This is a genomic window from Paenibacillus xylanilyticus (genome assembly GCF_013359935.1).
In the GTDB taxonomy this organism is placed as follows: domain Bacteria; phylum Bacillota; class Bacilli; order Paenibacillales; family Paenibacillaceae; genus Paenibacillus; species Paenibacillus xylanilyticus.
Genome location: NZ_JABMCB010000206.1, coordinates 126,247 through 146,977 on the forward strand (window position 1 = coordinate 126,247; position 20,731 = coordinate 146,977).

The 20,731-nt window shown below is 49.1% G+C and carries 25 protein-coding genes; 22 read left to right on the top strand and 3 right to left on the bottom strand.

The features are described from left to right. Positions 1 to 39: 39 nt before the first annotated feature. Genes HP552_RS32415 through HP552_RS32430 form a run of 4 tightly spaced genes read left to right on the top strand, consistent with a single transcriptional unit; the run spans position 40 to position 5,606 of the window. On the top strand, positions 40 to 2,457 hold the full coding sequence (locus HP552_RS32415) for a helix-turn-helix domain-containing protein (RefSeq protein WP_175399452.1): 2,418 nt from the start codon (positions 40 to 42) through the stop codon (positions 2,455 to 2,457). Positions 2,458 to 2,487: 30 nt separating this feature from the next. Next, the gene (locus HP552_RS32420; RefSeq protein ID WP_175399453.1) at positions 2,488 to 4,005 is read left to right on the top strand and encodes a sulfatase family protein; all 1,518 of its coding nucleotides are present in this window, start codon (positions 2,488 to 2,490) and stop codon (positions 4,003 to 4,005) included. A gap of 39 nt (positions 4,006 to 4,044) precedes the next feature. Then, positions 4,045 to 4,500, top strand: a complete 456-nt coding sequence (locus tag HP552_RS32425) for a rhamnogalacturonan lyase family protein (RefSeq protein WP_376769006.1) — start codon at positions 4,045 to 4,047, stop codon at positions 4,498 to 4,500. Positions 4,501 to 4,523: 23 nt separating this feature from the next. Beyond that, the gene (locus HP552_RS32430) at positions 4,524 to 5,606 is read left to right on the top strand and encodes a formylglycine-generating enzyme family protein (protein ID WP_175399455.1); all 1,083 of its coding nucleotides are present in this window, start codon (positions 4,524 to 4,526) and stop codon (positions 5,604 to 5,606) included. Positions 5,607 to 5,618: 12 nt separating this feature from the next. Here the strand turns inward: HP552_RS32430 and HP552_RS32435 are convergent, their stop codons facing one another. From HP552_RS32435 to HP552_RS32445, 3 genes are all read right to left on the bottom strand, one after another. Then, positions 5,619 to 6,737 (bottom strand): MFS transporter, encoded by a 1,119-nt coding sequence (locus HP552_RS32435; protein WP_246311160.1) that lies wholly within the window; start codon positions 6,735 to 6,737, stop codon positions 5,619 to 5,621. A gap of 86 nt (positions 6,738 to 6,823) precedes the next feature. Beyond that, on the bottom strand, positions 6,824 to 7,354 hold the full coding sequence (locus HP552_RS32440; RefSeq protein WP_175399456.1) for a TetR/AcrR family transcriptional regulator: 531 nt from the start codon (positions 7,352 to 7,354) through the stop codon (positions 6,824 to 6,826). A 77-nt stretch (positions 7,355 to 7,431) separates the two neighbouring features. Then, positions 7,432 to 8,202 (bottom strand): DeoR/GlpR family DNA-binding transcription regulator, encoded by a 771-nt coding sequence (locus tag HP552_RS32445; protein ID WP_175399457.1) that lies wholly within the window; start codon positions 8,200 to 8,202, stop codon positions 7,432 to 7,434. A gap of 201 nt (positions 8,203 to 8,403) precedes the next feature. Between HP552_RS32445 and HP552_RS32450 the strand changes: the two genes are divergently transcribed. From HP552_RS32450 to murI, 18 genes are all read left to right on the top strand, one after another. Then, complete coding sequence (locus HP552_RS32450; protein ID WP_175399458.1) at positions 8,404 to 9,369, top strand: metallophosphoesterase family protein; 966 nt, start codon at positions 8,404 to 8,406, stop codon at positions 9,367 to 9,369. A gap of 34 nt (positions 9,370 to 9,403) precedes the next feature. Continuing rightward, positions 9,404 to 10,264 carry a DMT family transporter gene (locus tag HP552_RS32455; RefSeq protein WP_175399459.1) on the top strand — a complete coding sequence of 287 codons (861 nt, stop codon included), beginning with the start codon at positions 9,404 to 9,406 and terminating at the stop codon, positions 10,262 to 10,264. A 79-nt stretch (positions 10,265 to 10,343) separates the two neighbouring features. Beyond that, positions 10,344 to 11,228 (top strand): glycoside hydrolase family 43 protein, encoded by an 885-nt coding sequence (locus tag HP552_RS32460; protein WP_175399844.1) that lies wholly within the window; start codon positions 10,344 to 10,346, stop codon positions 11,226 to 11,228. A 201-nt stretch (positions 11,229 to 11,429) separates the two neighbouring features. Next, complete coding sequence (locus HP552_RS32465; protein WP_312884386.1) at positions 11,430 to 11,981, top strand: nucleotidyltransferase family protein; 552 nt, start codon at positions 11,430 to 11,432, stop codon at positions 11,979 to 11,981. Positions 11,982 to 12,072: 91 nt separating this feature from the next. Then, a complete protein-coding gene (locus HP552_RS32470) occupies positions 12,073 to 12,804 on the top strand; it encodes a YdcF family protein (RefSeq protein ID WP_175399460.1) in 732 nt (243 codons plus the stop codon). Between the two features lie 189 nt (positions 12,805 to 12,993). Further along, positions 12,994 to 13,512 (top strand): hypothetical protein, encoded by a 519-nt coding sequence (locus tag HP552_RS32475; RefSeq protein WP_175399461.1) that lies wholly within the window; start codon positions 12,994 to 12,996, stop codon positions 13,510 to 13,512. Between the two features lie 79 nt (positions 13,513 to 13,591). Then, positions 13,592 to 14,476, top strand: a complete 885-nt coding sequence (locus tag HP552_RS32480; protein WP_175399462.1) for a TIGR01777 family oxidoreductase — start codon at positions 13,592 to 13,594, stop codon at positions 14,474 to 14,476. A 251-nt stretch (positions 14,477 to 14,727) separates the two neighbouring features. Then, on the top strand, positions 14,728 to 14,898 hold the full coding sequence (locus HP552_RS32485) for a hypothetical protein (protein ID WP_175399463.1): 171 nt from the start codon (positions 14,728 to 14,730) through the stop codon (positions 14,896 to 14,898). 24 nt (positions 14,899 to 14,922) lie between these two features. After that, the gene (locus tag HP552_RS32490; protein ID WP_312884387.1) at positions 14,923 to 15,792 is read left to right on the top strand and encodes an SDR family oxidoreductase; all 870 of its coding nucleotides are present in this window, start codon (positions 14,923 to 14,925) and stop codon (positions 15,790 to 15,792) included. 35 nt (positions 15,793 to 15,827) lie between these two features. Continuing rightward, positions 15,828 to 15,950, top strand: a complete 123-nt coding sequence (locus HP552_RS35500) for a hypothetical protein (RefSeq protein ID WP_281366175.1) — start codon at positions 15,828 to 15,830, stop codon at positions 15,948 to 15,950. 20 nt (positions 15,951 to 15,970) lie between these two features. Beyond that, positions 15,971 to 16,552, top strand: a complete 582-nt coding sequence (locus HP552_RS32495) for a DJ-1/PfpI family protein (protein WP_175399464.1) — start codon at positions 15,971 to 15,973, stop codon at positions 16,550 to 16,552. Next, on the top strand, positions 16,549 to 17,097 hold the full coding sequence (locus tag HP552_RS32500) for a GNAT family N-acetyltransferase (RefSeq protein WP_246311161.1): 549 nt from the start codon (positions 16,549 to 16,551) through the stop codon (positions 17,095 to 17,097). The genes HP552_RS32495 and HP552_RS32500 overlap by 4 nt, the downstream gene beginning before the upstream one ends. After that, positions 17,094 to 17,978, top strand: a complete 885-nt coding sequence (locus tag HP552_RS32505; protein ID WP_175399465.1) for a serine/threonine-protein kinase — start codon at positions 17,094 to 17,096, stop codon at positions 17,976 to 17,978. Before HP552_RS32500 ends, HP552_RS32505 begins: the two co-directional genes overlap by 4 nt. A 127-nt stretch (positions 17,979 to 18,105) precedes the next feature. After that, a complete protein-coding gene (locus tag HP552_RS32510) occupies positions 18,106 to 18,801 on the top strand; it encodes a GNAT family N-acetyltransferase (protein ID WP_175399466.1) in 696 nt (231 codons plus the stop codon). Between the two features lie 13 nt (positions 18,802 to 18,814). Further along, positions 18,815 to 18,994, top strand: a complete 180-nt coding sequence (locus tag HP552_RS32515; protein WP_175399467.1) for a hypothetical protein — start codon at positions 18,815 to 18,817, stop codon at positions 18,992 to 18,994. 2 nt (positions 18,995 to 18,996) lie between these two features. Then, on the top strand, positions 18,997 to 19,437 hold the full coding sequence (locus HP552_RS32520; RefSeq protein ID WP_175399468.1) for a hypothetical protein: 441 nt from the start codon (positions 18,997 to 18,999) through the stop codon (positions 19,435 to 19,437). Between the two features lie 25 nt (positions 19,438 to 19,462). Continuing rightward, positions 19,463 to 19,849, top strand: a complete 387-nt coding sequence (locus HP552_RS32525) for a hypothetical protein (RefSeq protein ID WP_175399469.1) — start codon at positions 19,463 to 19,465, stop codon at positions 19,847 to 19,849. Positions 19,850 to 19,944: 95 nt separating this feature from the next. Then, entirely contained in the window at positions 19,945 to 20,727 is a 783-nt protein-coding gene (gene murI / locus HP552_RS32530; protein ID WP_175399470.1) for a glutamate racemase, read from the top strand. Positions 20,728 to 20,731: the final 4 nt, after the last annotated feature.

A 20,731-nucleotide genomic window follows, 5' to 3' on the forward strand; every position in this document is an offset into this window, starting at 1 on the left:
GCATTCAGGCCGGTATTCCCGGGAAGGAGGTACAGACAGATGTTATTCAAGCGCACAGGAGACCCCATGCCCAAAGGGCGTTATTTCAGGCGCAGCCTGATGATGATTCTGTTGATCGCCTGCATTCCGGGAGTCATTACAGGGGTACTGCTGTATGGATGGGTTACCGTCAAAATGGAAAATATTCTGCAGCAAATCCATCTGCGACAGTTTGAACAACGCACCGCATGGGTCGGCGGACAATTGGATGCGCTTGAACTGACTTTCTCCCAGTGGGCTTTCGATCCGGTTTTCGATAATCGCCTGAAAGAACTCGATTTTGTATACAAGTATAAGCAGGTTCATGAGCTCTACCGTTTGCTGCTGATGATTCAGAATTCCAATACACTCATTGGCAAGGTTCAACTGTATCTTGAAGGACCAAGAGAAGTGAAGATGGATTCAGAGCGCTATGATTTTATGGATGACCCTAATGAAATTGAGAAGTATAACAAGTTAACGGAACAGCCGCGGGCCACCTATTGGTCTCGTTCCATGGATGGCGTGTCCATGATGATGGTGAATCGACTTCCGGGTGGAAGTGACGATGCTCTGGGGGCATTAACCATTACGCTGGATAACAAGCAGCTTGGCATTATGATGCAGACCTTGTCTCCGTATGAAGGCGGGACGACATTTTTGCTGGATGAGCAGGGAAAGCCCATGCTTCCACAGGACCAAGAGCTGGGTGGATTACAGAATGCAGTCCGTGATCATGTGCTCAATCTTGAAGAGAAACCTGCTTCCTTCCTGATGGAACACGAGGGCATAACCTATTCGGTGCAATCAGGTACTTTTCGCAGATTGGGTACAGATTGGACCTATGTGTCCGCCGCTCCGTTAAACGAAATTGTAGCTCCGATTGTGTCGGTACCCCGAATCGTTCTGCTCGTAAACGGATGTGGACTATTACTGGCTTTACTCCTGTCATGGATCGGTTCGCTTCAGCTCTACAAACCGTTCACGAAATTGCTGCGAATGTTTACCGCAACCGGAGAATCTGCAGAGGCTGTAAAACCTGTTCAGCCTTCATGGCAAAGAGGAACGGCAGCTTCTGCGCTGCCTCAAAGCCCGTCCCTGCAACTTGATGAAATTAAGCATATTGAACAGCACTGGATTGGTGTGAATCGGGAACGGGCATCCTTGCAGCAGCGCTTGGAGGAACATCTCCCGCTCGCGAGGGAAAGCCTGCTGCTCCAGCTGACATTAGGTCATCTGTTGTTACCCTCTGATCGTGAATGGAGGGAACGTTTGTCACAGCTGGGATGGGCTCTGCATGATGAGCAGTTCATAATCATGCTGGCCCAGATTCGGCCGGGTGCTGCTGTCCTTCATGGGAGTGGCTACCCAAATCGGAGTGAATCACAGGAATGGATCAGCCTGGCTGCAGCTGATATTTTGAAAACACAGCTGGAGGAATTTGCTTACCGAGCAGAAACGCTCAATTATCACGACATGTCGATCGCTCTGCTGCTCGCCGTTCCTCCAGAGGCCCAGCCAGAGACTCTTGCATTCCGCGAGGAATTAATGGGAATGGGGCAGCATTGGTTGGAGACATTGCAGTCCGAATTGGATGTGCGCATGATGATCGTTATCAGCAAGCCCACATCGGATGCCTCGCATATTCCACAGCTGGTCAGAGAGTCAAGATCTGTTTTGAGGCAAAAGCAATTTTCTTCAGGTCCAGCCATTATCGATATGAGTGAAGAGGCAGAAGAGCATGTGAAGGAACAGGGGGTTTATCCGCTTGAATTGGAACAGGACATCCTCTCGGCATTACGAAACGGCGATCAGGAAGCAGCCATGGAGCATTTCCGATTGTTCATTGGCAGCTACGCCCGTTCTGAGTCAGCAGAAGATCATGCCAGGCAGGCTCTGTTTCAACTGCTCGCCCGGATCCAACATACGCTTTTGCAGTTAGGCGAAGACCCGGTTAAACTGTTCGGTTTGGCGGTATATGAAGAGGTTATGCAGCTGTATGAGCTGGAGGAGTTGTTCCTATGGTTCAGGGAACGAATCGTGCACGTATGTGTAGAGGAATTCACGGGCAAGGAGGAGAAGCAGATACAGATGGCAGTTCATCAGATCAAGGAGCATGCCGACCAGCAGTATGCTGAAGCGTTATCGCTGGATGAACTGGCAGACCTTCTCGGGATTCACTCCTACACGTTAAGCCGGGCGTTCAAGCAGGCATTCGGGCAAAATTTTGTGGATTATTTGACAGAGGTGAGACTCAATCGGGCAAAGATGCTGCTTGAATCCACTGACGTCAAGATTAATGAAATTGCGGAGCAGGTCGGCTATCAGCCCAGTTATTTTAACCGTTTGTTCAAAAAAAGCGAGGGAACAACGCCCAGTCGTTACCGGGAGGACGTTCGTAAGCAGAGCGGGCATACTCGGGGCAACTGCTCCGTCTAATTTTCCGATCAAGGGAGAGTGGAATGCATTGTGTCACAGGACAAACCGAACATTATTTTTCTCATGACGGATCAACAGCGATGGGACTGTATTGGAACATTTAACGAACATATTCATACGCCGAACCTGGATCGGCTGGCTTCCGAGGGAATCACATTCCGTGAAGCTGTATGCCAATCCCCCATGTGTGCACCAAGCCGGAGTTCCATGATGATGGGATATTATCCCTCACAGCTTGGGGTTCGCACGAATTACGGCGGTTTGTTTGAGGAAGACAAATTGCCATCCGAGCCATTGCCGGCATTGATGAAGCGTGCGGGGTATCAGACAGCCGGATTTGGGAAAACGCATTGGAATCATAGCGAAGGTGTAGACGAGCCGTCCACGCGCGGGTTTGAGGTGAGGTCGATCGGTCTCTCCCGTCAGAGCGGTCATTATGAGCAGGGTGCAACGATGATGGGGGACACTCATCCTGAAGCGCTTGAAGCGTATCATCAGGAGACGAAGGACTTTGGCGGCGGGGAGGAAAACGTCAACGGCTACACGGGTCTTACGAGTCAGATTCCCATGAATCAGCATCGGGACGGCTGGGTAGCCGAGCAGGCACTTCAGTTTTTGGATGATGGGATAGACCCGGAACGACCGTTGTTTTTTTATCTGTCCTTCCTGAAGCCGCATGCCGGATTCAACGTACCTCGGGAGTTTGAAGAACTCTACAAGCTGGAGGATATCCCGGACATTCCCCAGCCGCCATGGGAGGATGAAACTCACACGCATCTGGCCGCTTCGGATGATCTGAATGTGAACAGCCGTGAGTCTTACCTGGACAAGAAGAGAGTATGGGAGCAGCGCAGTCCGGAGGAGCGACGGAGAACAACACTGAGGTACTGGGCGAATTGCTCCTGGCTGGACCATTATTTTGGACAGGCTCTTGAGAAGTTGGAGGAACAGGGAAGGCTGGACCATGCGCTGGTTGTATTTGTATCGGATCATGGCGAGATGCTGGGGGAACGGCAGTATCGCTTCACCAAATATAATCTGTATGACAGCAGTGTAAGGGTGCCTTTCATACTGGCTGGTTCCCATATCCCGCCGGACAAGCGAGGAACGATTGATCTGCAGCCAGCGGAATTAGTGGATCTGGTACCGACGCTAACACGTGCAGCAGGACTTGCAGCGAACCCGATGCTACCGGGGGTGGATTTGCTGGGCAATCTCAGGCACCGCGGAACCTTTTGCGAATTTCATGGCAAAGGTGTTACGGCTCCTCATTCAGCGCCAGCTTATATGTGGCGGACAACGGAGTGGAAGCTCATTCTGTACATTGAAGGTTCCGTAGCGGAGTCTGCATCCAGAGTGCATGAAACGAAAGGCGAATTGTATCATCTGACCGTTGATCCGTATGAATGGACGAATCTATATGAAGATCAGCAGCATGCAACCATCAGGGAGCAGCTGAAGACGGAGCTGCTGATGCACCTGGCGGTTAGCTGGGCGAAGGGCCCTTTTTTCTACGATCGTGGAGGAACCAAACCGTTAGAGAAGTGAGAGCGATCGTTGTTCTAAACCCCGTCCAGCTCAGGCAATATCTACAATGTGGACGGAGAAGAGATCAGTTCGGTTCAGCCTTCGACCAATTTTAGAATTTGGTGGGATGGTGATGTGCTCGGCGAGCTGCTGGATAAGGACTTTGTAGAAAAATGGGATTGGGAGCAGAACACGACCACACGTTTGTTTACAGCCGATGATGTTCGCATAAATTCCAGAAATGCCCCAGTACTCTATGGCGATCTGCTGGGGGATTGGAGAGAGGAAATTCTCTATGAAACGAGTGATTTCAAAGAACTGCGTCTATACACGACAACGATACCGTCGGATGTTCGCATCTACACGCTGCCGCATAACCCGGCATATCGCAATGGCCTGGCTGTAAAAGGGTATATGCAATCCCTGTTGACGGATTATGATCTGGGTGACGGAATATCGACATCTCCTTATCCGAATATTCGTCCAACCGTGTACAATAGGGATACGGAGTCATAAACCTGCGGAAGGAGATGCGTCAAATGCCTGAAGAGATTCCTCAAATAAAATCTTCTTGCTGCTGCGCTGCAAGCCGAGGAGGTCGGTTGGAGGAGAAGATCACCTCACAGGATGCACCAGAGATTGCAGTTTCCAGTGAACTTAATACGCCAGCCACTTACACATCACCGCATTCGGACATCCTTCATGTCAATGAGGCCGGGGGAAAGGCACATCATGGTAATACGGATGATGCTGGTAAGAAGGATACGGAGCGCCTTCTAATCACAGGCGGGCGTTTCCTGATGGGCACAAATGACCCCGAAGCCTTTGCGGCCGATGGGGAAGGCCCTGTGAGGGAAATCCAGGTAGACTCCTTTTATCTGGACGCCTGCACGGTCACCAATGCCGAGTTCGAACAGTTTATACGAGAGACAGGGTATCGAACTGAAGCAGAGCAATTCGGCTGGTCCTTTGTTTTTCACTTGTTTGTTTCTTCGCAAACGGCGGCACAGGTTCAAACGGTGGTGCAGCACACGCCCTGGTGGTGGGTTGTCGAAGGTGCAGACTGGGCGCACCCCGAAGGTCCGGACACTCATATCCGTGACAGGGCTGACCATCCGGTTATTCATATCTCCTGGAACGATGCTAACGCCTATTGTCATTGGGCTGGTAAACGACTGCCAACAGAAGCCGAGTGGGAATATGCAGCCCGGGGCGGCTTGATTCAGAAAAAATACCCCTGGGGTGATACCTTACGGCCTGAAGGCCAGCACTACTGCAACATCTGGCAGGGCGTTTTCCCAACAAAGAACAATGCAGCGGATGGTTATGCGGGCACGGCTCCATCCAGATCTTTTCCACCTAATGCATACGGGTTGTATAACATGTCGGGCAACGTGTGGGAATGGTGTGCAGACAACTACGTCACAGATCACGAGAAATCAATAATGGCTGACATTGCGGCCCCTTCCCATGAAGTTCGCAAGGTGTTAAAAGGGGGTTCCTACCTATGCCACCGTTCCTACTGCAATCGTTATCGAGTGGCAGCAAGAATCCCCAACACGCCGGATACATCCACTGGACACATCGGTTTCCGATGTGCAGCGAATGTATTGACCATATAGCTTGCGTAGTCGTCAATCTGCTACCTTAACCCGAATCAGCAATCCGAACAGTCCAAGAACAGCGAAGGCCAGAAATGCTGTTGTGTTGGAGAACAGATCAATGGTATACCCTGCAATGGACGAGCCGAAGAACTGTCCCGCACCCAGTGCAAGAAAGGCAAGGCTGATTCCGATTGACGTATTCGGACGAAATAGTCTGGTCGCCCACACGATAAACACGCTGGTCAGAAAAATATAGGTGCTCCCGAACATGACGGCAGAGCTCAGGCTGGCAGTCATGGAAGGCAGAATAATCACACCGAGTGAAATGGCTAGCAGCAGGATGCCCACATGATAGGAACGTCCAATACGAATGCGTTCAATGATTCGACCGGCGCATCCACCCAAGATACCCATAATCCCCATCACAATCCAGAACACTACGGCTTCCATATCGGAGGCCCCTTTTTCGTCGGTCAGAAAGCTTCGCGCGAACGTCCAATAGATCGCAGAGCTGAAGCCTGTCAAGAGGGAAGCCATAAGCAGAGCCATACCGGGTCTGGTTGGTTTCATGCATGCCCAGAGGGATTTGGTGCAAGGTTCGGTTTTGCGTGTCGAAAGAACACGTCTGTTCCAAAACAAAACCAAAACACCGAGAACAGCGAAAAAAATGTACGACCAGCGCCAGTATTCACTAAACAATAAGTAGATCGGACCGGAAACGATAATGCCAAAGCTTGTCCCCGTGTTAATCCAGCTGTTGCCTCTGGCCTGCTGCTCAGGCGGAAGTTCAGCATGGACGGTGTTGCCCAAGGCAGGAGAAGCCAGTCCTGTACTTAGTCCTGCCAGAAATATGGCTATGGTCAGGACCAGAGCATTCGGAGAAAGGGCAATGCCAAGTAAACCGAGTATCGCGCTGATTCCCGCCATATGAATAACGTGGTAGTGACCGATACGATTAATAAACAAAGGTGCTGCGAGTAAAGAAAGACAATAGGCAATATAAGTAGCAGAATTGATTGCACCGGACTGGGTATCATCCAGCTGCAGGGATTCTGAAATTTCGGGCATAAACAGGCCATAACTGAATCTTCCAAACGCATAACATACCGAAATAAGTGCAATCCCAGGAAAAACAATTTTTTTCAACATATCCACCGCCTTTTTAGATAGAACGATCATTATATTTCTGCTGAAATAAAAAAAGTGAGTTGAACTATAACTCACCCGTTGTGGGACTACTTGAAACTGTCACGTGTCATTCCCAGAAGCTCCTGGCAGACGATTTTTACATCTTGAGTCTCAGCGAGCGCGGTGGAGCCCTCCAAGAGCAGGGAGAAGCGGATTAAGTCCTGATCCGTAATGGACGAATCCAATTTTTTTATCAGGGTCATCACATGTTTTTTGTGCGCATTGACAGTCTGGACGATTACGTGATCGGGATCGGCGCCAAATTCTTCCTTGGCACGCAGAAACATGCATCCTCGGGATTCGTGGTCCATCAGCCAGCGTGCATGCCCTTCGGCTAGATTCTGAAACAAGGGCTGTGCCTTGTTATCTGCATACTGTCTCAGTTGTTCCAGATATCGCTGCTCTCGCCGAAGAAGCACTTCGACGATCAGATCATCCTTGGAATCAAAGTGATTATACAACGTCATAATGGCAATCTCGGCATCCGTGATGATCCGCTTCAAGCCGATAGAGTGAAATCCATGGTGATAGAATAAGTCCTCCGCCACGTTTAACAGCATTTCCTTCTTGCTGCTCATATCCGCAATTCTCTCCCTTTATGCATCAGATAGAACGATCATTATACCACCCAAAATATAACAATCGGATCCAGTTGTCAAATGCTGTGCACCATCTCGATTTCCATTTGATGGAGAGCGTTCACCCATTCTGAGGGACAACCCGAGTCCGTTATCACCATGGAAATCTGGTCCATGGGAGCGATCTTCGCAAAGGTAGAGCGTCCAAACTTGGTATGATCGGCTACAAGGACAGATTCCTCTGCACATTCCATCATCTTGCGGGAGATCAGGGCTTCCTCCAGCATATAATCCGTGATGCCGTCCGTTAACGATATACCTCCGGCAGAGATGAAGGCTTTGTTGACTTTGAACTGATTCAACAATTCATGAGCTACAGGTCCGGTCGAGGCTTGTACCGCGTTATTGATTTCGCCTCCGGCAAAAATGATTTTACCTGCAAAGTCCTCCAACGCACAGGCAAGAATGGGCACAGAGTTGGTAATAACGGTGACCTGTGACCGACTTCGCAGCTGTCGCATGATCTCCAGCGTGGTTGTCCCATTGTCGAGCATTACTGTTTCCCCATCTTCAATGAGTGAGGCTGCCGCAGCACCGATGCGCTGTTTTTCGTTCAGTTGCAGTAACGAACGCTTCTGGAAGGGGGCTTCAATCATTCCCGAGCGCACACGAACCGCACCCCCATATACTTTGCGCAATTCTCCTTCCTTTTCAAGCCGATCCAGATCCCGCCGGATGGTTTCCGTGGATACCTGGAAAAGTTCAGCAAGTGCTTGAACCTGAACCTTGCCCTGAGTCGCCAGTTGAGCAAGAATGGTCTGTCTGCGTTCTTCATAGGTTAACGACATGAGTTATGCCTCCCAGTTTTCTGTCTAGTTCTCTTCTTATTCTACGTCAATTTTCATACTGCTAGCTACACGGATGGTCCAAATCATGTATTGACAGGATGAAGAGGGGGAGATAAGATCGGATCAAACAAACAACATAAAACCACAAGATACCACATATCTGTGGTATATGTACATAACGCACTTATAGGGGGATGCAAGGTGAAACGACAGTTAGCATTTCAAGCAAATGAAACCTTCAAAATCGTTCAGTTCACGGATTTGCACTGGAAAGATGGTCGGCCAGAAGACATCCGCACCCGTCAATTAATGAAAACGGTGATCGAAGCGGAGCAGCCGGATCTGGTGGTATTTACGGGAGATGTCATTTATACAGGCCCTGTCGATCCTGGGAAGAAGGCATGTGAACACCCTGAACAGGCCTTTCGTGAAGCCGTATCGGTTGTGGAGGAATGTGGTATTCCTTGGGCGTTTGTATATGGCAACCATGATACGGAAAATCGGATTACTCCAGCTGGTCTGATGGAGGTTGTCCAGAAACATGCCCATACGGTGACAGAACCGGGTCCAAGCGGGATTGCAGGTTTGGGCAATTACACACTGGAGATTGCAGGAGTGGACGGCAGCCCGGCAGCGGTATTGTACTTTCTCGATTCGGGGAGCTATTCGGAGGTCCCGACGGTACCCGGTTATGGCTGGATTCAGCCCAATCAGATCCAATGGCTGATGTCTGAATCCACACGCGTGAATCCCGGCCGCAGCCGCGGGGAGAAGCTTCCAGCTCTGGCGTTTTTCCATATCCCGATTCCGGAATATCAGGTCATGTGGGACACACAGACTTGTTACGGCAGCAAGCATGAACCCGTCTGTTCTGCGCAGGTTAACTCCGGTCTGTTCTCGGCGCTGCTGGAGATGGGAGATGTAATGGGTACCTTTTGCGGGCATGATCACGTAAATGATTTTCAGGGGGAACTCCACGGCATTCGTCTCTGTTACGGGCGTTCGAGTGGGCATAACACCTATGGAAGAGAAGGCATGCTGCGCGGAGGAAGAGTCATTCAATTGCAGTTAGGACAGCGCAGTTTCGACACCTGGCTTCGTTTGGAAGACGGATCGGTTGTCATGGAACAGCCAGAACATCACCCGGAGAGCGCTGCGGCGAAGTAAGTTGGAAGGGCATCGGTTTAGAGAGGAATTTTAAATGATGATTTTACCGATATTTCTGGTGCTTGCATCCGGCATGGCCCATGCGGTCTGGAGCATGTTCACCAAACGAAGTTTGAATAAGAGTGTGTTTTTGTGGTCCATTATGATGATCCCTACGGTGATATTGCTGCCTGTCCTTATTGTGGAGTTGGTGCGTGTGCCCTTATCCATGTCAGCTTATGCACTGCTGGTTCTGTCGATGGCTTTGCAGGCTTTGTATTCCTGGCTGTTGTCTCACACCTATGAACTCGGTGACTTGTCGCAGATTTATCCGATTATGCGGGGAACGAGCACTTTGCTGGTGCCTTTGATCGGGGTAATTTTTCTCGGGGAGACATTATCTTCGTTCGGGTGGATCGGCATTGCCTGCATGCTTGGTGGATTTATGGTACTCAGCGGTGTAGGAAGCAGGGGGGCTAAGACAGGCACACAGGCACAGGGATCGAAGCCGGTCTTGATGGCACTATGTGTGGGGCTATGTACAACCAGTTATGTATTCGTAGACAAATTGAATCTAGAGCATATCTCGCCTTTGTCGCTGCTTGAGGTGACGAACATTGGCTTTGTCGCCGGACTGACTCCAGCGCTGCTCGCTTCCCGTCAATTGCGTCAGGAATGGAAAGTGAATCGATCCACCATCCTGCTTGGAGCGCTGTTAAACCCGGGTTCGTACCTGTTATTCCTGTTTGCGCTGCAGCAGGCACCGATGGCGAGACTGGGCCCTTTGCGTGAGGTGGGAACGGTATTTGCAGCGTTTCTCGGCATTCTGCTATTGAAAGAACAGCAGGGGAAGAAGCGCATCCTCTGTTCAATCGTTATATTTGGTGGCATCCTGCTTATTGGCATGTGGGGATGAATGGAATTCCAGATTCTGGAGATATGGTGTATACTCGTGAATATTGAACCGCTTTCACAAGGAGGATGAATCATTGAACATGCACCGTTTGGAAGATATCCATTTTCGTGACCCCTACATACTGGCTCTGCCATCCCGGAAGAAATACTATTTGTACGGCTCCATCGGACAAAATGTGTGGAGTGGCCCAGCGATTGGCTTCGATGCCTATGAGAGCGAAGATTTGGTTCATTGGCATGGCCCTATTCCGTGTTTCCGTCCGCCTGCGGACTTTTGGTCAGATCATCACTATTGGGCGCCGGAAGTGTATGAATGGGAAGGGCGCTATTATATGTTTGCCAGTTTCAAGGCGGAGGGTATCCCAAGGGTAACCGGAGTGCTGGTGGCTGATCAGCCGGAAGGTCCGTTCACATTGTGGAGCCGCTCTCTGACTCCCCCGGATTGGGAATGCCTGGACGGCACACTGTATGTGGATGATCATGGTGATCCCTGGATGATCTTTTGCAAAGAGTGGGTACAGGTCGAGGATGGCGAGATGTATGCAGTTCGTCTGACGCCCGATTTAAAAGGTCCGATTGGTCAGCCCGTTTTGCTATTCCGAGCTTCGGAAGCTTCATGGTCCATCGGAAGCGGAGAACAGCATAACCGCTATGTCACGGATGGTCCCTTTCTGTATCGGATGCAAAATAATGAACTGGTCATGATGTGGTCCACAACGGGACAAGATGGCTATACCCTGGGTCTTGCCCGCTCGATATCGGGAAAACCGCAAGGTCCATGGAAGCAGGATGACTCACCACTATTCACCAAAAACGGAGGGCATGGCATGTTATTTCGTACGTTCGAAGGACAGTTGTGTCTGACCATCCATGCACCAAACGATCACCCCAATGAACGCCCGGTTATTTTCCCCATCCAGGAGAAAGACGGACAACTTAAGCTTCTTGATGATGATTCAAAGTAATTTATTTGTAATTTATTTAATCCCCTCAGATTAACCGAACCTCAAGGAACATCTGTCCAGATGCTCTTCAAGGTATGGACTGAGGGGATTTGTTCATTTTATCGCAGGTACATAAACATGATATATTGGAGTCAGACGTGTTCAAAAAGGTAGAGTAAGTAGAGTCGGCTGAAGAGAGCATGCAGTAAGGAGAGGGTTCAAGTGCTACACGAGGCGAAATTAATCCAGTCAATAAGAGCACATGAGCGGTTGATGCATGACTTGCGGCAAGTCCGGAGCCTTGCACTGCCTCAGTGTTATATAGGTGCAGGGTATATTCGCAATTATATATGGGACGTTCTTCATGGATATGCCCAGCGCGAGCTGCATAGTGATATTGATGTCGTTTACTTTGATGCCGAAGACATGGATGAGGTGCGGGATGTGCGGCTGGAAAATCAGCTGCGAGACGAAACGGGTAATCCCAAGTGGTCTGTAAAAAATCAGGCCAGAATGCATCTGCGCAATGGCACAGGACCCTATCAATCCACAGAAGACGCCCTTCGGTACTGGCCCGAGATTGTAACAGCAATAGGCGTGCAGCTGGATGAGAAGGACCAAATTGGCATCTGTGCCCCGTATGGGTTGGATGATCTGTACGCGTTAACCGTTCGCCGAAGTCCGTTGTACACGGATGCGAAGGGGTACAACCAGCGTGTAGAGCAGAAACGTTGGCAGGACCAATGGCCGAAGCTTACCATCGTTAAAGCATGAGTTTTCTTATGTTGTTTATTTGGTATAAAACAGCCTGAGATCAGGTTTAGTGAAATGCGGTGCAGGTACAAGAAGGAGTGTTGCTGGATTTATGAAAAAGTTCCTACGAGAAAAAGGCCTGATTATTGATCTTGCTCTGCTCGTCTGTTTTATCATTTTTCTGATATTCTGGGGCCAGAGGTTCGCGGTGATATTTTTTGGCTTGCTCACGGTGGCCTTTATCGTGCTTCGACGGATTGATTATCAGAAACATGTGGTACTTAAGCGCATTTTGTTAACGGGATTCGGGATAGCGGCCGTTTCCTTTGTCATCATCGAAGCATTGGTATTTACACAGTTGAATGCGAATGATCCGGAAGAAGCAGATTATGTCATCATTCTGGGATCAGGCATCAAAGGTACAGAGCTGTCGTTGACCTTAAAGCAGAGGCTGGATGCGAGCCTGGATTACATCCGTAACCATCCGCAAACGCCAGTGATTGTGTCCGGAGGGCAGGGACCGGGGGAGTCGATTCCTGAAGCTCTCGCGATGAAAAACTATCTTGTGGATCAAGGCATCAAGCCAGCCCAGGTCATCATGGAAGACCAATCAACCAGTACACAGGAGAATATGGCTTTTTCCAAAAAGATAATAGACAAATCAGGGCTGGAGCATCCTGAGATTATGATTGTCACCAGTGACTACCATATGTTCCGGTCGAAGTATCTGGCTGCCAAGAATGGATACGCTGCCGAATATGGCATATCCGCTCCGTCACCGGGTTACCTGAAACCGATCAATATGATCCGTGAATATTTTGCGGTGGTCAAGGCTTTTATGTAGAGTTCATTTTTTCTATTCTCTATTAAACGTTTTACAAGGTTCCTGCAGTACAGAACATGCAAAAAGCAGTTGAGCAGAATGTATTCAGGCTTAACTGCTTTTTGTCGTTCTTCAAGTGAATTCAAGGGTAACCAGCCAAATCATGATATAATATAGGTTACGAATAGAAGAATGATGTAGGAGTGAACGATGATTACAGCATTTCCATTACCCGCTCTCTATGAGCAAAAGAAGATTTCAACGAACGATTTGGAAGAGATTGTACGCCTGCTCGCACACGCACCGTTACTATATGATGACGGACTAAGCATTCAGGTTGAGGATTTTACCGAAGGTTTGGAAATGGAGCTTAAGCATGAAATACGGCCGGCTGTCATCGAGCTGTATGAACTGGCTGTTAAGGCTTGCCGACAATTGTCCAATCCCTCTGCGTATGAGCAGCTTCAGGATACTCTGGGATTACAAGCAGAACTGTGGCAGGAAGGAGTGCTTGATCTTGCCTCATGGATGGATTGGCTGAAGCAGGTTGGTGAAGGACGCAGAGCCCTGCCGGAGTATGATTTCACGACCATGCTTGGAGCACTCCCTGAGGGGTTTATGATTCATGACTTCTATGATGAACTGCGATATCAACTAGAGCAGAACTCCTCGAATGCTTGGGCTATTCAGGAGCGAGATCGCTTATATGCAGCCATGGGTGTCAGATAATATCGAACGAAACGTGTAGAAACCGTGTTTATCCATATATAAGGGTTTGTCTTATCGCTTATGGAAATGAGGGGATACCGTGAAGAGGGTTGTTTTGGCTGGAGGTACGGGATTTGTTGGTCAGGATTTTGCGCAAAGATTCAAGAACCTTGGATATGAAGTACTCATTATCTCACGTCAGTCAGGTCATATTGCCTGGGAGGATCGAGAGGGAATCAGACAAGCGCTTGAAGGTGCAGAAATGTTGATTAACCTTGCGGGTAAATCCGTAAACTGCCGTTACACGGACGAGAATCGCAGGATTATTCTGGAATCCAGAACCCGGACAACCCGTATTCTTGGCGAATCTGTCCTTGCTTGTGACCATCCGCCTGAGCTATGGATTAATTCGAGCACAGCCACGATATACAGACATGCAGAAGACCGCCCCATGACGGAAAAAGAGGGAGAGATCGGCTCCGGTTTCTCGGTCGACGTTGCCAAGGCGTGGGAACAGGCTTTCTTCGAATTCAGTCCGCTGCCGTCTACCCGTCAGATTGCCCTGCGAATTGCGATTGTGCTCGGCAAGGGCGGTGTCATGGAGCCGCTTACGAATCTGGTTCGTTTTGGCTTGGGAGGATCACAGGGGTCCGGATCACAGCAATTTAGCTGGATTCATATCGAAGATCTGTTTCGCATGGTACTCTATTTTCAACAGCATCCAGACCTTGAGGGAATATTTAATGCTTCGTCTCCGCATCCCGTTACGAATCGTCAACTGATGGAGGGTCTGAGACGACAGATGGGTGTTGGTATCGGACTGCCATCCCCTCGCTGGATGCTGGAACTGGGAGCTCGATTGATTCGGACGGAAACGGAGCTGGTGCTCAAAAGCCGATGGGTCATTCCCGAGAGGCTTGAGCAGGAAGGTTTTACGTTTATCTACGATACGCTCTACACCGCACTACATGAGATTTTGAAATAGACAGATCACTAAACAACAGTTGAATAAAAAGGTTCATCCAGAAGGGCAGATGCATCTGCCCTTCTGCTGTATGTTCCAAAGAATTTTCGCTGACGTTTCGCCATCTCAGGTGCAGTGTATGAGTCATTTAATTCAGTCCGATGGAACAGAAAAAGGTTGGGGAAATGCAACTGAGAAGAGTGAGAATTGTTGGAACCGGCAAATATCTGACTGAGCGGAAAGTGTCAGACGAGGAGTGGATCTCCGCTTGAATGTGCCCTCTGGCTGGGTCACCAAAGCTACTGGTAGGTGTGCGTCATTATGCTTCTGGCGAAGAGACGTCTTCGTTCATAGGCGCAAGGGCTGCAGAAGCTGCGCTTGTCGATGGAGGATTGCAATTCTCAGATATGGACAATATGGTGGAGCCGGTATGCTCAAGGTGAGATGAATACATTCAGCAGAGGAAGGTGGAGAGGGAGCTGGTACAGAAGACTAAGGTGGAGACTGCACCCGTAACATTAATTACGGGTACTTCGAGTGGGTTCGGCATGCTTACTGCCATTTCACTTGCGAAGCAGGGATACCGGGTTGCCGCAACCATGCGAGATTTGAGCCGGAACGGAGAGTTGGTTAACCTGGCGGAACAAGCAGGTGTTGCGGATCGATTGCACTATATGCGTCTGGATGTGACGGATTCGGATTCAATACAAGCGGCTGTCGCGACTGTTCTTCAGATATATGGCCGGATCGACATGCTGGTCAACAATGCAGGGTTTGCGGTTGGTGGTTTTATTGAGGAAGTATCGATGGATGATTGGCGGCGGCAAATGGAGACAAATCTCTTCGGTCTCATTGGGATGACACGTGCCGTTATTCCTGTCATGCGTAAACAGCAGCAGGGACTCATCATCAATCTCTCCAGCGTTAGCGGGTTATCCGGTTTTCCGGGCTATGCGCCTTACGCGGCTTCCAAATTTGCCGTGGAAGGTTTCACGGAAAGCCTTCGCCATGAAATGACGTCGTTTGGGATACGGGTTGTTTTGGTTGAGCCGGGAGCTTATCGCACCCCCATTTGGGACAAAGGACTGGGTGAAATTCACCGAAGTGATGACTCTCCGTATAAAGATAAACTGGATGCGGTTCTCCGGTATTCCAGGCATGCGGGTCAGACTGCGCCCGATCCGCAGGAGGTGGCCGACTTGATTGTCCGAATTGCCCGGATGCGTTCACCACGGCTTCGCTATGCTCTGGGTAAAGGTTCACGTCTGCTCATCTTTGGCAAAACGCTGCTTCCCTGGAAGTGGCTGGAGTGGATTATTGCCCGTGGTCTGAAATAGGGCAGTCAGGAATTCAACGCAGGAGGTACTTGGTCATGTTCGAAATCATCGTTATCATATTGCTTTTAGCTGTTGTGGGACTGCTTTTTCGAATCAATAGTAAGCTGCCTGAACGTGACTGGGTCAAGGAAGCGATGGAACGCGACGCGTCGAAATAAAAATACGGGAGGTCTTTTCGATGAAAATGGCTTTTGTTTTGTTTGATGGCCTGACTTTTCTTGATTTTGCAGGATTTTATGATGTGATCAATCGGCTGAATTTCTTTGAACCAACCAAGGGCAGCACATGGGAAACCTGTGCGATGACAGATCAGGTCACGGATGAATCCGGATTAACGCTCAAGGTGGACCGAGTGAAACCGGACTTGGGGGAGTACGATCTTGTGTTTGTGCCTGGTGGCATGGGTACGCGCAAGCTTCGGTTTGATGAGGCTTTCGTGGGATGGTTACGACAGGCGGAGAAGGTGCCGTTGAAGGTATCGGTGTGCACAGGCTCATTGCTGCTGGGTGCAGCGGGTTTTCTTACTGGTAAAAAAGCAACGACACATCCCAATGTGTATGATCTGCTTCAGCCTTACGTCGCGGAAGTTGTTCAGACCCGGATTGTAAAAGACGGGAATGTAATCACAGCCGGAGGCGTAGCCACGTCGATTGATCTCGGAATTTATGTGCTCGGATTGCTTGCCGGGCAGGAAGCGGCAGAGAATGTGAAGCTTCAGATCGATTATCCATATGTCATGCAGGGAGTGGTGGAGCAATGAGTGAAGAGCGGAAACAGGACATGTTTACTATTCGCAATATTCGGCGGGATGAGGCGGACAAGTACTGGCCTTTGCGCCTGGAGGCTCTGAAAAATCATCCGGAGGCCTTTGGATCATCGTATGAGGCGTCCGTTCCGCTTCCCATGAATGAAGTGCAGGATCGCATACATAACGAACCCGATGATTACATCCTTGGAGCGTTTACAGAAGAAGGAATGCTCGTTGGAACGATGGGGTTCAAAAGAGAATATGGTCTTAAACTCAGACACAAAGGGTTCATCTGGGGAGTGTATCTCGCTCCGCAATTTCGGGGGAATGGGCTTGCTTCCCGGTTGCTCCGTGAAGTGTTGGATCGTGGAAGTGAACTGGAGGGCATCAAGCAAATTAATCTGAGCGTTGTTACAACAAATGAATCAGCCAGACGTCTATACGAAAAATATGGATTTGAAACGTATGGGATCGAGAAACACGCCCTCGAAGTTGAGGGACAAGGTTATGATGAAGCCCACATGACGTACGTTTATCCCCTCAGGAGGTCTATATGACAGATCAATTTCAGCTCGAAATGGACGGTGTTTCCTTCGTTTTATTAGAGCCTCATTCTTTCGAATGGCTGCGGCCTTTCGGTAATGTATTTCGTGTGTTTGATCAGCAGGATTCAGGGAATCTGTCTTTTGGCATTGTGCAACAGGATGGACACAGGCTGTTTGTAAAATATGCAGGAGCAAGCACCATTCATGCGAGTAGTACAAATAGTCCTCCGGAAGCGATTCGTAATCTGAAATCATCTGTTTCAATCTATGAAAATTTGGCGCATGATACCCTGATTCGATTAACGAATCATTTTGCAACAGACCAGGGTTATGCCTGTGTATTTGATTGGGTGGATGGAGAGGGTCTGCATCCGCATTGGAGTTTTCCGCCACCTGCCAAATATGAAGATCCGCGTTCACCGTACTATCGTTTCAAACAGCTTCCTGTAAAGGCACGGATTCAGGCGATGGAGCAGATTCTGGATTTTCACATGGAGGTGGAACGGAAAGGGTATGTGGCTGTTGATTTTTACGATGGCAGCCTGATCTATGATTTTGAGCAAAACAAGATCAAGGTATGTGATATCGATCTGTATAATAAGGGCTCTTTTACCAACACCATTGGACGCATGTGGGGCTCATCCCGCTTTATGTCTCCGGAGGAGTTTGAGCTTGGCGCACCTATTGACGGAATAACCAACGTATTTAATATGGGGGCGATGGCATTTTCGCTGCTTGGAGGGGAGAAGGACCGCTCGTATGCCAGGTGGGATGCTGAAAGAGCGTTGTATGAGGTTGCTGTTCGGGCAGTTGATCCTGATCGGGTCCGTCGCTATGCATCCGTAGCAGATCTAGGTGAAGCCTGGAAGCTGGCGATGAAGCAGGGGCTATGAGTTGTTGTTCGTGAATGGTGGATAAAAAAAGATCGGTACATGCTCCATTCGCAATTGTGCATTTTACATTCGTATCTGCATGAAATATCCCGTATAATGGAAATTAATGAGGGGGTGCAGCCCGAGCATGTGTCCAATATCAAACATCGCACCGTCGGAACTGATGGAAATACAGGCACAAACCCTATATACGATGAACACACAGCAGCGTCTGACAGGCATTAACGAACCGGAAGGTGGTCATGCTCCGGCCCTGTTTATTGGCGTGTCGTCTGCAGGCCCTCTTCCTTATTACCATGAGCAGTTGCCGCTGGAACTGGTTCATCAGATGGGTCATGACGTGAAGCTGCCGATTGATATTCCGAAGTTGATGCGGAGGGTTGAGACGTTTAAGCCCGTGAAGGAAATATGGATGGGTCCTGCATATACTTTTCGGGAGAAGTATGACGAATGGAACTTGAATGTACAGTTCATTGATTATAATAACCATTTCCTGCTATCAGAGCATTTCCCGGAATTAATGGATAATTTGGGTGTGAAAATGCCTGTGGCCGCTTATGTTATTGCAGATTCGGCCGTTGCTGTATGCTGCTCTGCCCGGGTTTCACAGCGGGGCGCTGAGGCGAGTTTATACACTGTGCCTGCATACAGGGGCTATGGATATGCAGTAGAGACGGTAAAATGCTGGCAGTATCATGTTCAAGAGAGCGGTCGCATTCCTCTCTACAGTACATCCTGGGACAATCTCCCTTCACAGCAGGTAGCCCGCAAGTTGGAGTTAATTCAGTTCGGCATGGATTTCAGCATCACGACTACATCATAAAGGGTGGATTCTGTTGATTCGAACGTATGTACAAAAGGATCTGCAATATGTCATTGAAGCCCATATCCGTATTTATCGGGAAGAGTATAATTATAATGATCGCTTTGCTGAATTTATCACGAATGCGGTGAATGCATTTGGACTTTCGGACAATGACACAGCTCTCGCTCTGGAGCAGGAACAGGAGGCTTGATCATGAAAACAGAACCGGTCTATGCGCAGAATACCATTACAGGAGTCCAATTTCATGGAACGTGGTGCTGGTATGTAACCGAGCGGGAGTACTGGTTTCTGAATGTGGAGATGGAGGGACGGTTCGGCATTGAAGTGCTGAATGAGGACACCGCTGCCCGATTCCTGCAGGCCATTCAGGACGAGCAAGTGACCGCCACAGAGCTGAGATACTACCTGCATCAATTCAGGGAACAGCACAGGGAAGGCGATGAATGGTTGAAGTTTGTACCGTCATTCCTTGTGGATTTTGACAAAAGGCAGTTTTGCTCCATGTTCCCTGAGCCTGCGTCCTTTGAACATTACATGCCTGAAGGCTGGATTGGAACTTATGAAGATTTTCTGGATCGGGTGCCTGTGGAGGAACGATACTGGGAAATGGACGGCAAGTCCCTGTTTCGTTAAACTCTTTGTTGAAAGGAGTGGTACAGTGATTCGTAATCGTTTGGTACGCGGCATGGTATCTCTGAGTACAGTATTCATGATGGCTGCGTGCTCCACTCAGACGGAAGAACAAAATATAGCAGGGACAATTGAACGCAGTCTGCAGCAGATGGTTAGTAAACCTGTTATTATGGCCAGCAGTAATCCGAATGACTATATTGCTGGCAGCCCGGATGCGTATGAACAAATCTTGAATACGGGTGAGGAAGGACTGCGCGTTCTGTTAGAGGAACTTGAATCCAGTACGGAGAACGGTCTCAAGGAATGGATTATGGCACAGGCAAGTACGGAGCTGCTCGGGGAGCAGAATTTCGTGAACGAATGGCATAGTGGCAAAGACTGGCTCAGGCAGTATAAAATAAACGAAGAATAAAACAATTCTCGAGAAACATACCTCACCTCCAGTCATCATGAGCAGGAAATAGAGGTTCCTGGAACCCAAAAGAATACGTTATAGAGGTGAAACCCTTGAATAAGAAAATTGCATTTTTTGACTCGGGCATTGGCGGTCTAACGGTCCTGCATAAGGCTATGCAGCAGCTGCCGCAAGAACAATTCCTGTATTATGCTGATACACTTCATGTTCCCTATGGAACCAAATCTGCAGATGAAGTAAGAGGACACATCTTCGACTGCGTCGAAGCAATCGTTCGGGAAAATGTAAAAGCGATCGTTATTGCGTGCAACACGGCGACAAGTCTTGCTGTGAAGGATTTGCGTGCCATGTATGATATTCCGGTCATTGGGATGGAACCTGCTGTGAAGCCAGCAGTAGAGATGAACCGTGAAAGCGGAAAAAGAGTGCTTGTATTTGCAACGGCTCTGACCTTGAGTCAGAACAAATATAACGAACTGGTATCCCGTGTGGATGACCACCACAGTGTGGATTCCATACCGCTTCCTGAACTTGTGGAGCGGTGTGAGCAGCTGGATTTTGATCCGGAAAAGAGTGCAGCGTATTTTCGCCGGAAGCTGGCTGATCTTGACCTGAATGCATACGGGACGGTTGTTCTTGGCTGTACGCATTATCCGTTCTATACACCAATTTTACGTACCGTTCTGCCGGATCACGTGCAAATTATTGATGGCAGCACAGGCACAGTCAACCGCCTGAAACACCTGCTCGGATTGACGGAGCAAACTGGAATGAGACCGAGGGAGCAGGTGACATTTCTCAGCTCATCAGGTCGTATGGAAGATCAGGAGAACATGAGACGTGCACTGGAGTACCTTGACACCAATTACATGTGAATGG

What these genes read in the sequence shown, in the direction of transcription:
- HP552_RS32415 (WP_175399452.1), top strand. Translation starts at nt 40, where the DNA reads ATGTTATTCAAGCGCACAGGAGACCCCATGCCCAAAGGGCGTTATTTC.
- HP552_RS32430 (WP_175399455.1), top strand. Translation starts at nt 4,524, where the DNA reads ATGCCTGAAGAGATTCCTCAAATAAAATCTTCTTGCTGCTGCGCTGCA.
- HP552_RS32435 (WP_246311160.1), bottom strand. Translation starts at nt 6,737, where the DNA reads ATGTTGAAAAAAATTGTTTTTCCTGGGATTGCACTTATTTCGGTATGT.
- HP552_RS32440 (WP_175399456.1), bottom strand. Translation starts at nt 7,354, where the DNA reads ATGAGCAGCAAGAAGGAAATGCTGTTAAACGTGGCGGAGGACTTATTC.
- HP552_RS32445 (WP_175399457.1), bottom strand. Translation starts at nt 8,202, where the DNA reads ATGTCGTTAACCTATGAAGAACGCAGACAGACCATTCTTGCTCAACTG.
- HP552_RS32455 (WP_175399459.1), top strand. Translation starts at nt 9,404, where the DNA reads ATGATGATTTTACCGATATTTCTGGTGCTTGCATCCGGCATGGCCCAT.
- HP552_RS32460 (WP_175399844.1), top strand. Translation starts at nt 10,344, where the DNA reads ATGCACCGTTTGGAAGATATCCATTTTCGTGACCCCTACATACTGGCT.
- HP552_RS32470 (WP_175399460.1), top strand. Translation starts at nt 12,073, where the DNA reads ATGAAAAAGTTCCTACGAGAAAAAGGCCTGATTATTGATCTTGCTCTG.
- HP552_RS32475 (WP_175399461.1), top strand. Translation starts at nt 12,994, where the DNA reads ATGATTACAGCATTTCCATTACCCGCTCTCTATGAGCAAAAGAAGATT.
- HP552_RS32485 (WP_175399463.1), top strand. Translation starts at nt 14,728, where the DNA reads ATGTGCCCTCTGGCTGGGTCACCAAAGCTACTGGTAGGTGTGCGTCAT.
- HP552_RS35500 (WP_281366175.1), top strand. Translation starts at nt 15,828, where the DNA reads ATGTTCGAAATCATCGTTATCATATTGCTTTTAGCTGTTGTGGGACTG.
- HP552_RS32495 (WP_175399464.1), top strand. Translation starts at nt 15,971, where the DNA reads ATGAAAATGGCTTTTGTTTTGTTTGATGGCCTGACTTTTCTTGATTTT.
- HP552_RS32500 (WP_246311161.1), top strand. Translation starts at nt 16,549, where the DNA reads ATGAGTGAAGAGCGGAAACAGGACATGTTTACTATTCGCAATATTCGG.
- HP552_RS32505 (WP_175399465.1), top strand. Translation starts at nt 17,094, where the DNA reads ATGACAGATCAATTTCAGCTCGAAATGGACGGTGTTTCCTTCGTTTTA.
- HP552_RS32510 (WP_175399466.1), top strand. Translation starts at nt 18,106, where the DNA reads ATGTGTCCAATATCAAACATCGCACCGTCGGAACTGATGGAAATACAG.
- HP552_RS32520 (WP_175399468.1), top strand. Translation starts at nt 18,997, where the DNA reads ATGAAAACAGAACCGGTCTATGCGCAGAATACCATTACAGGAGTCCAA.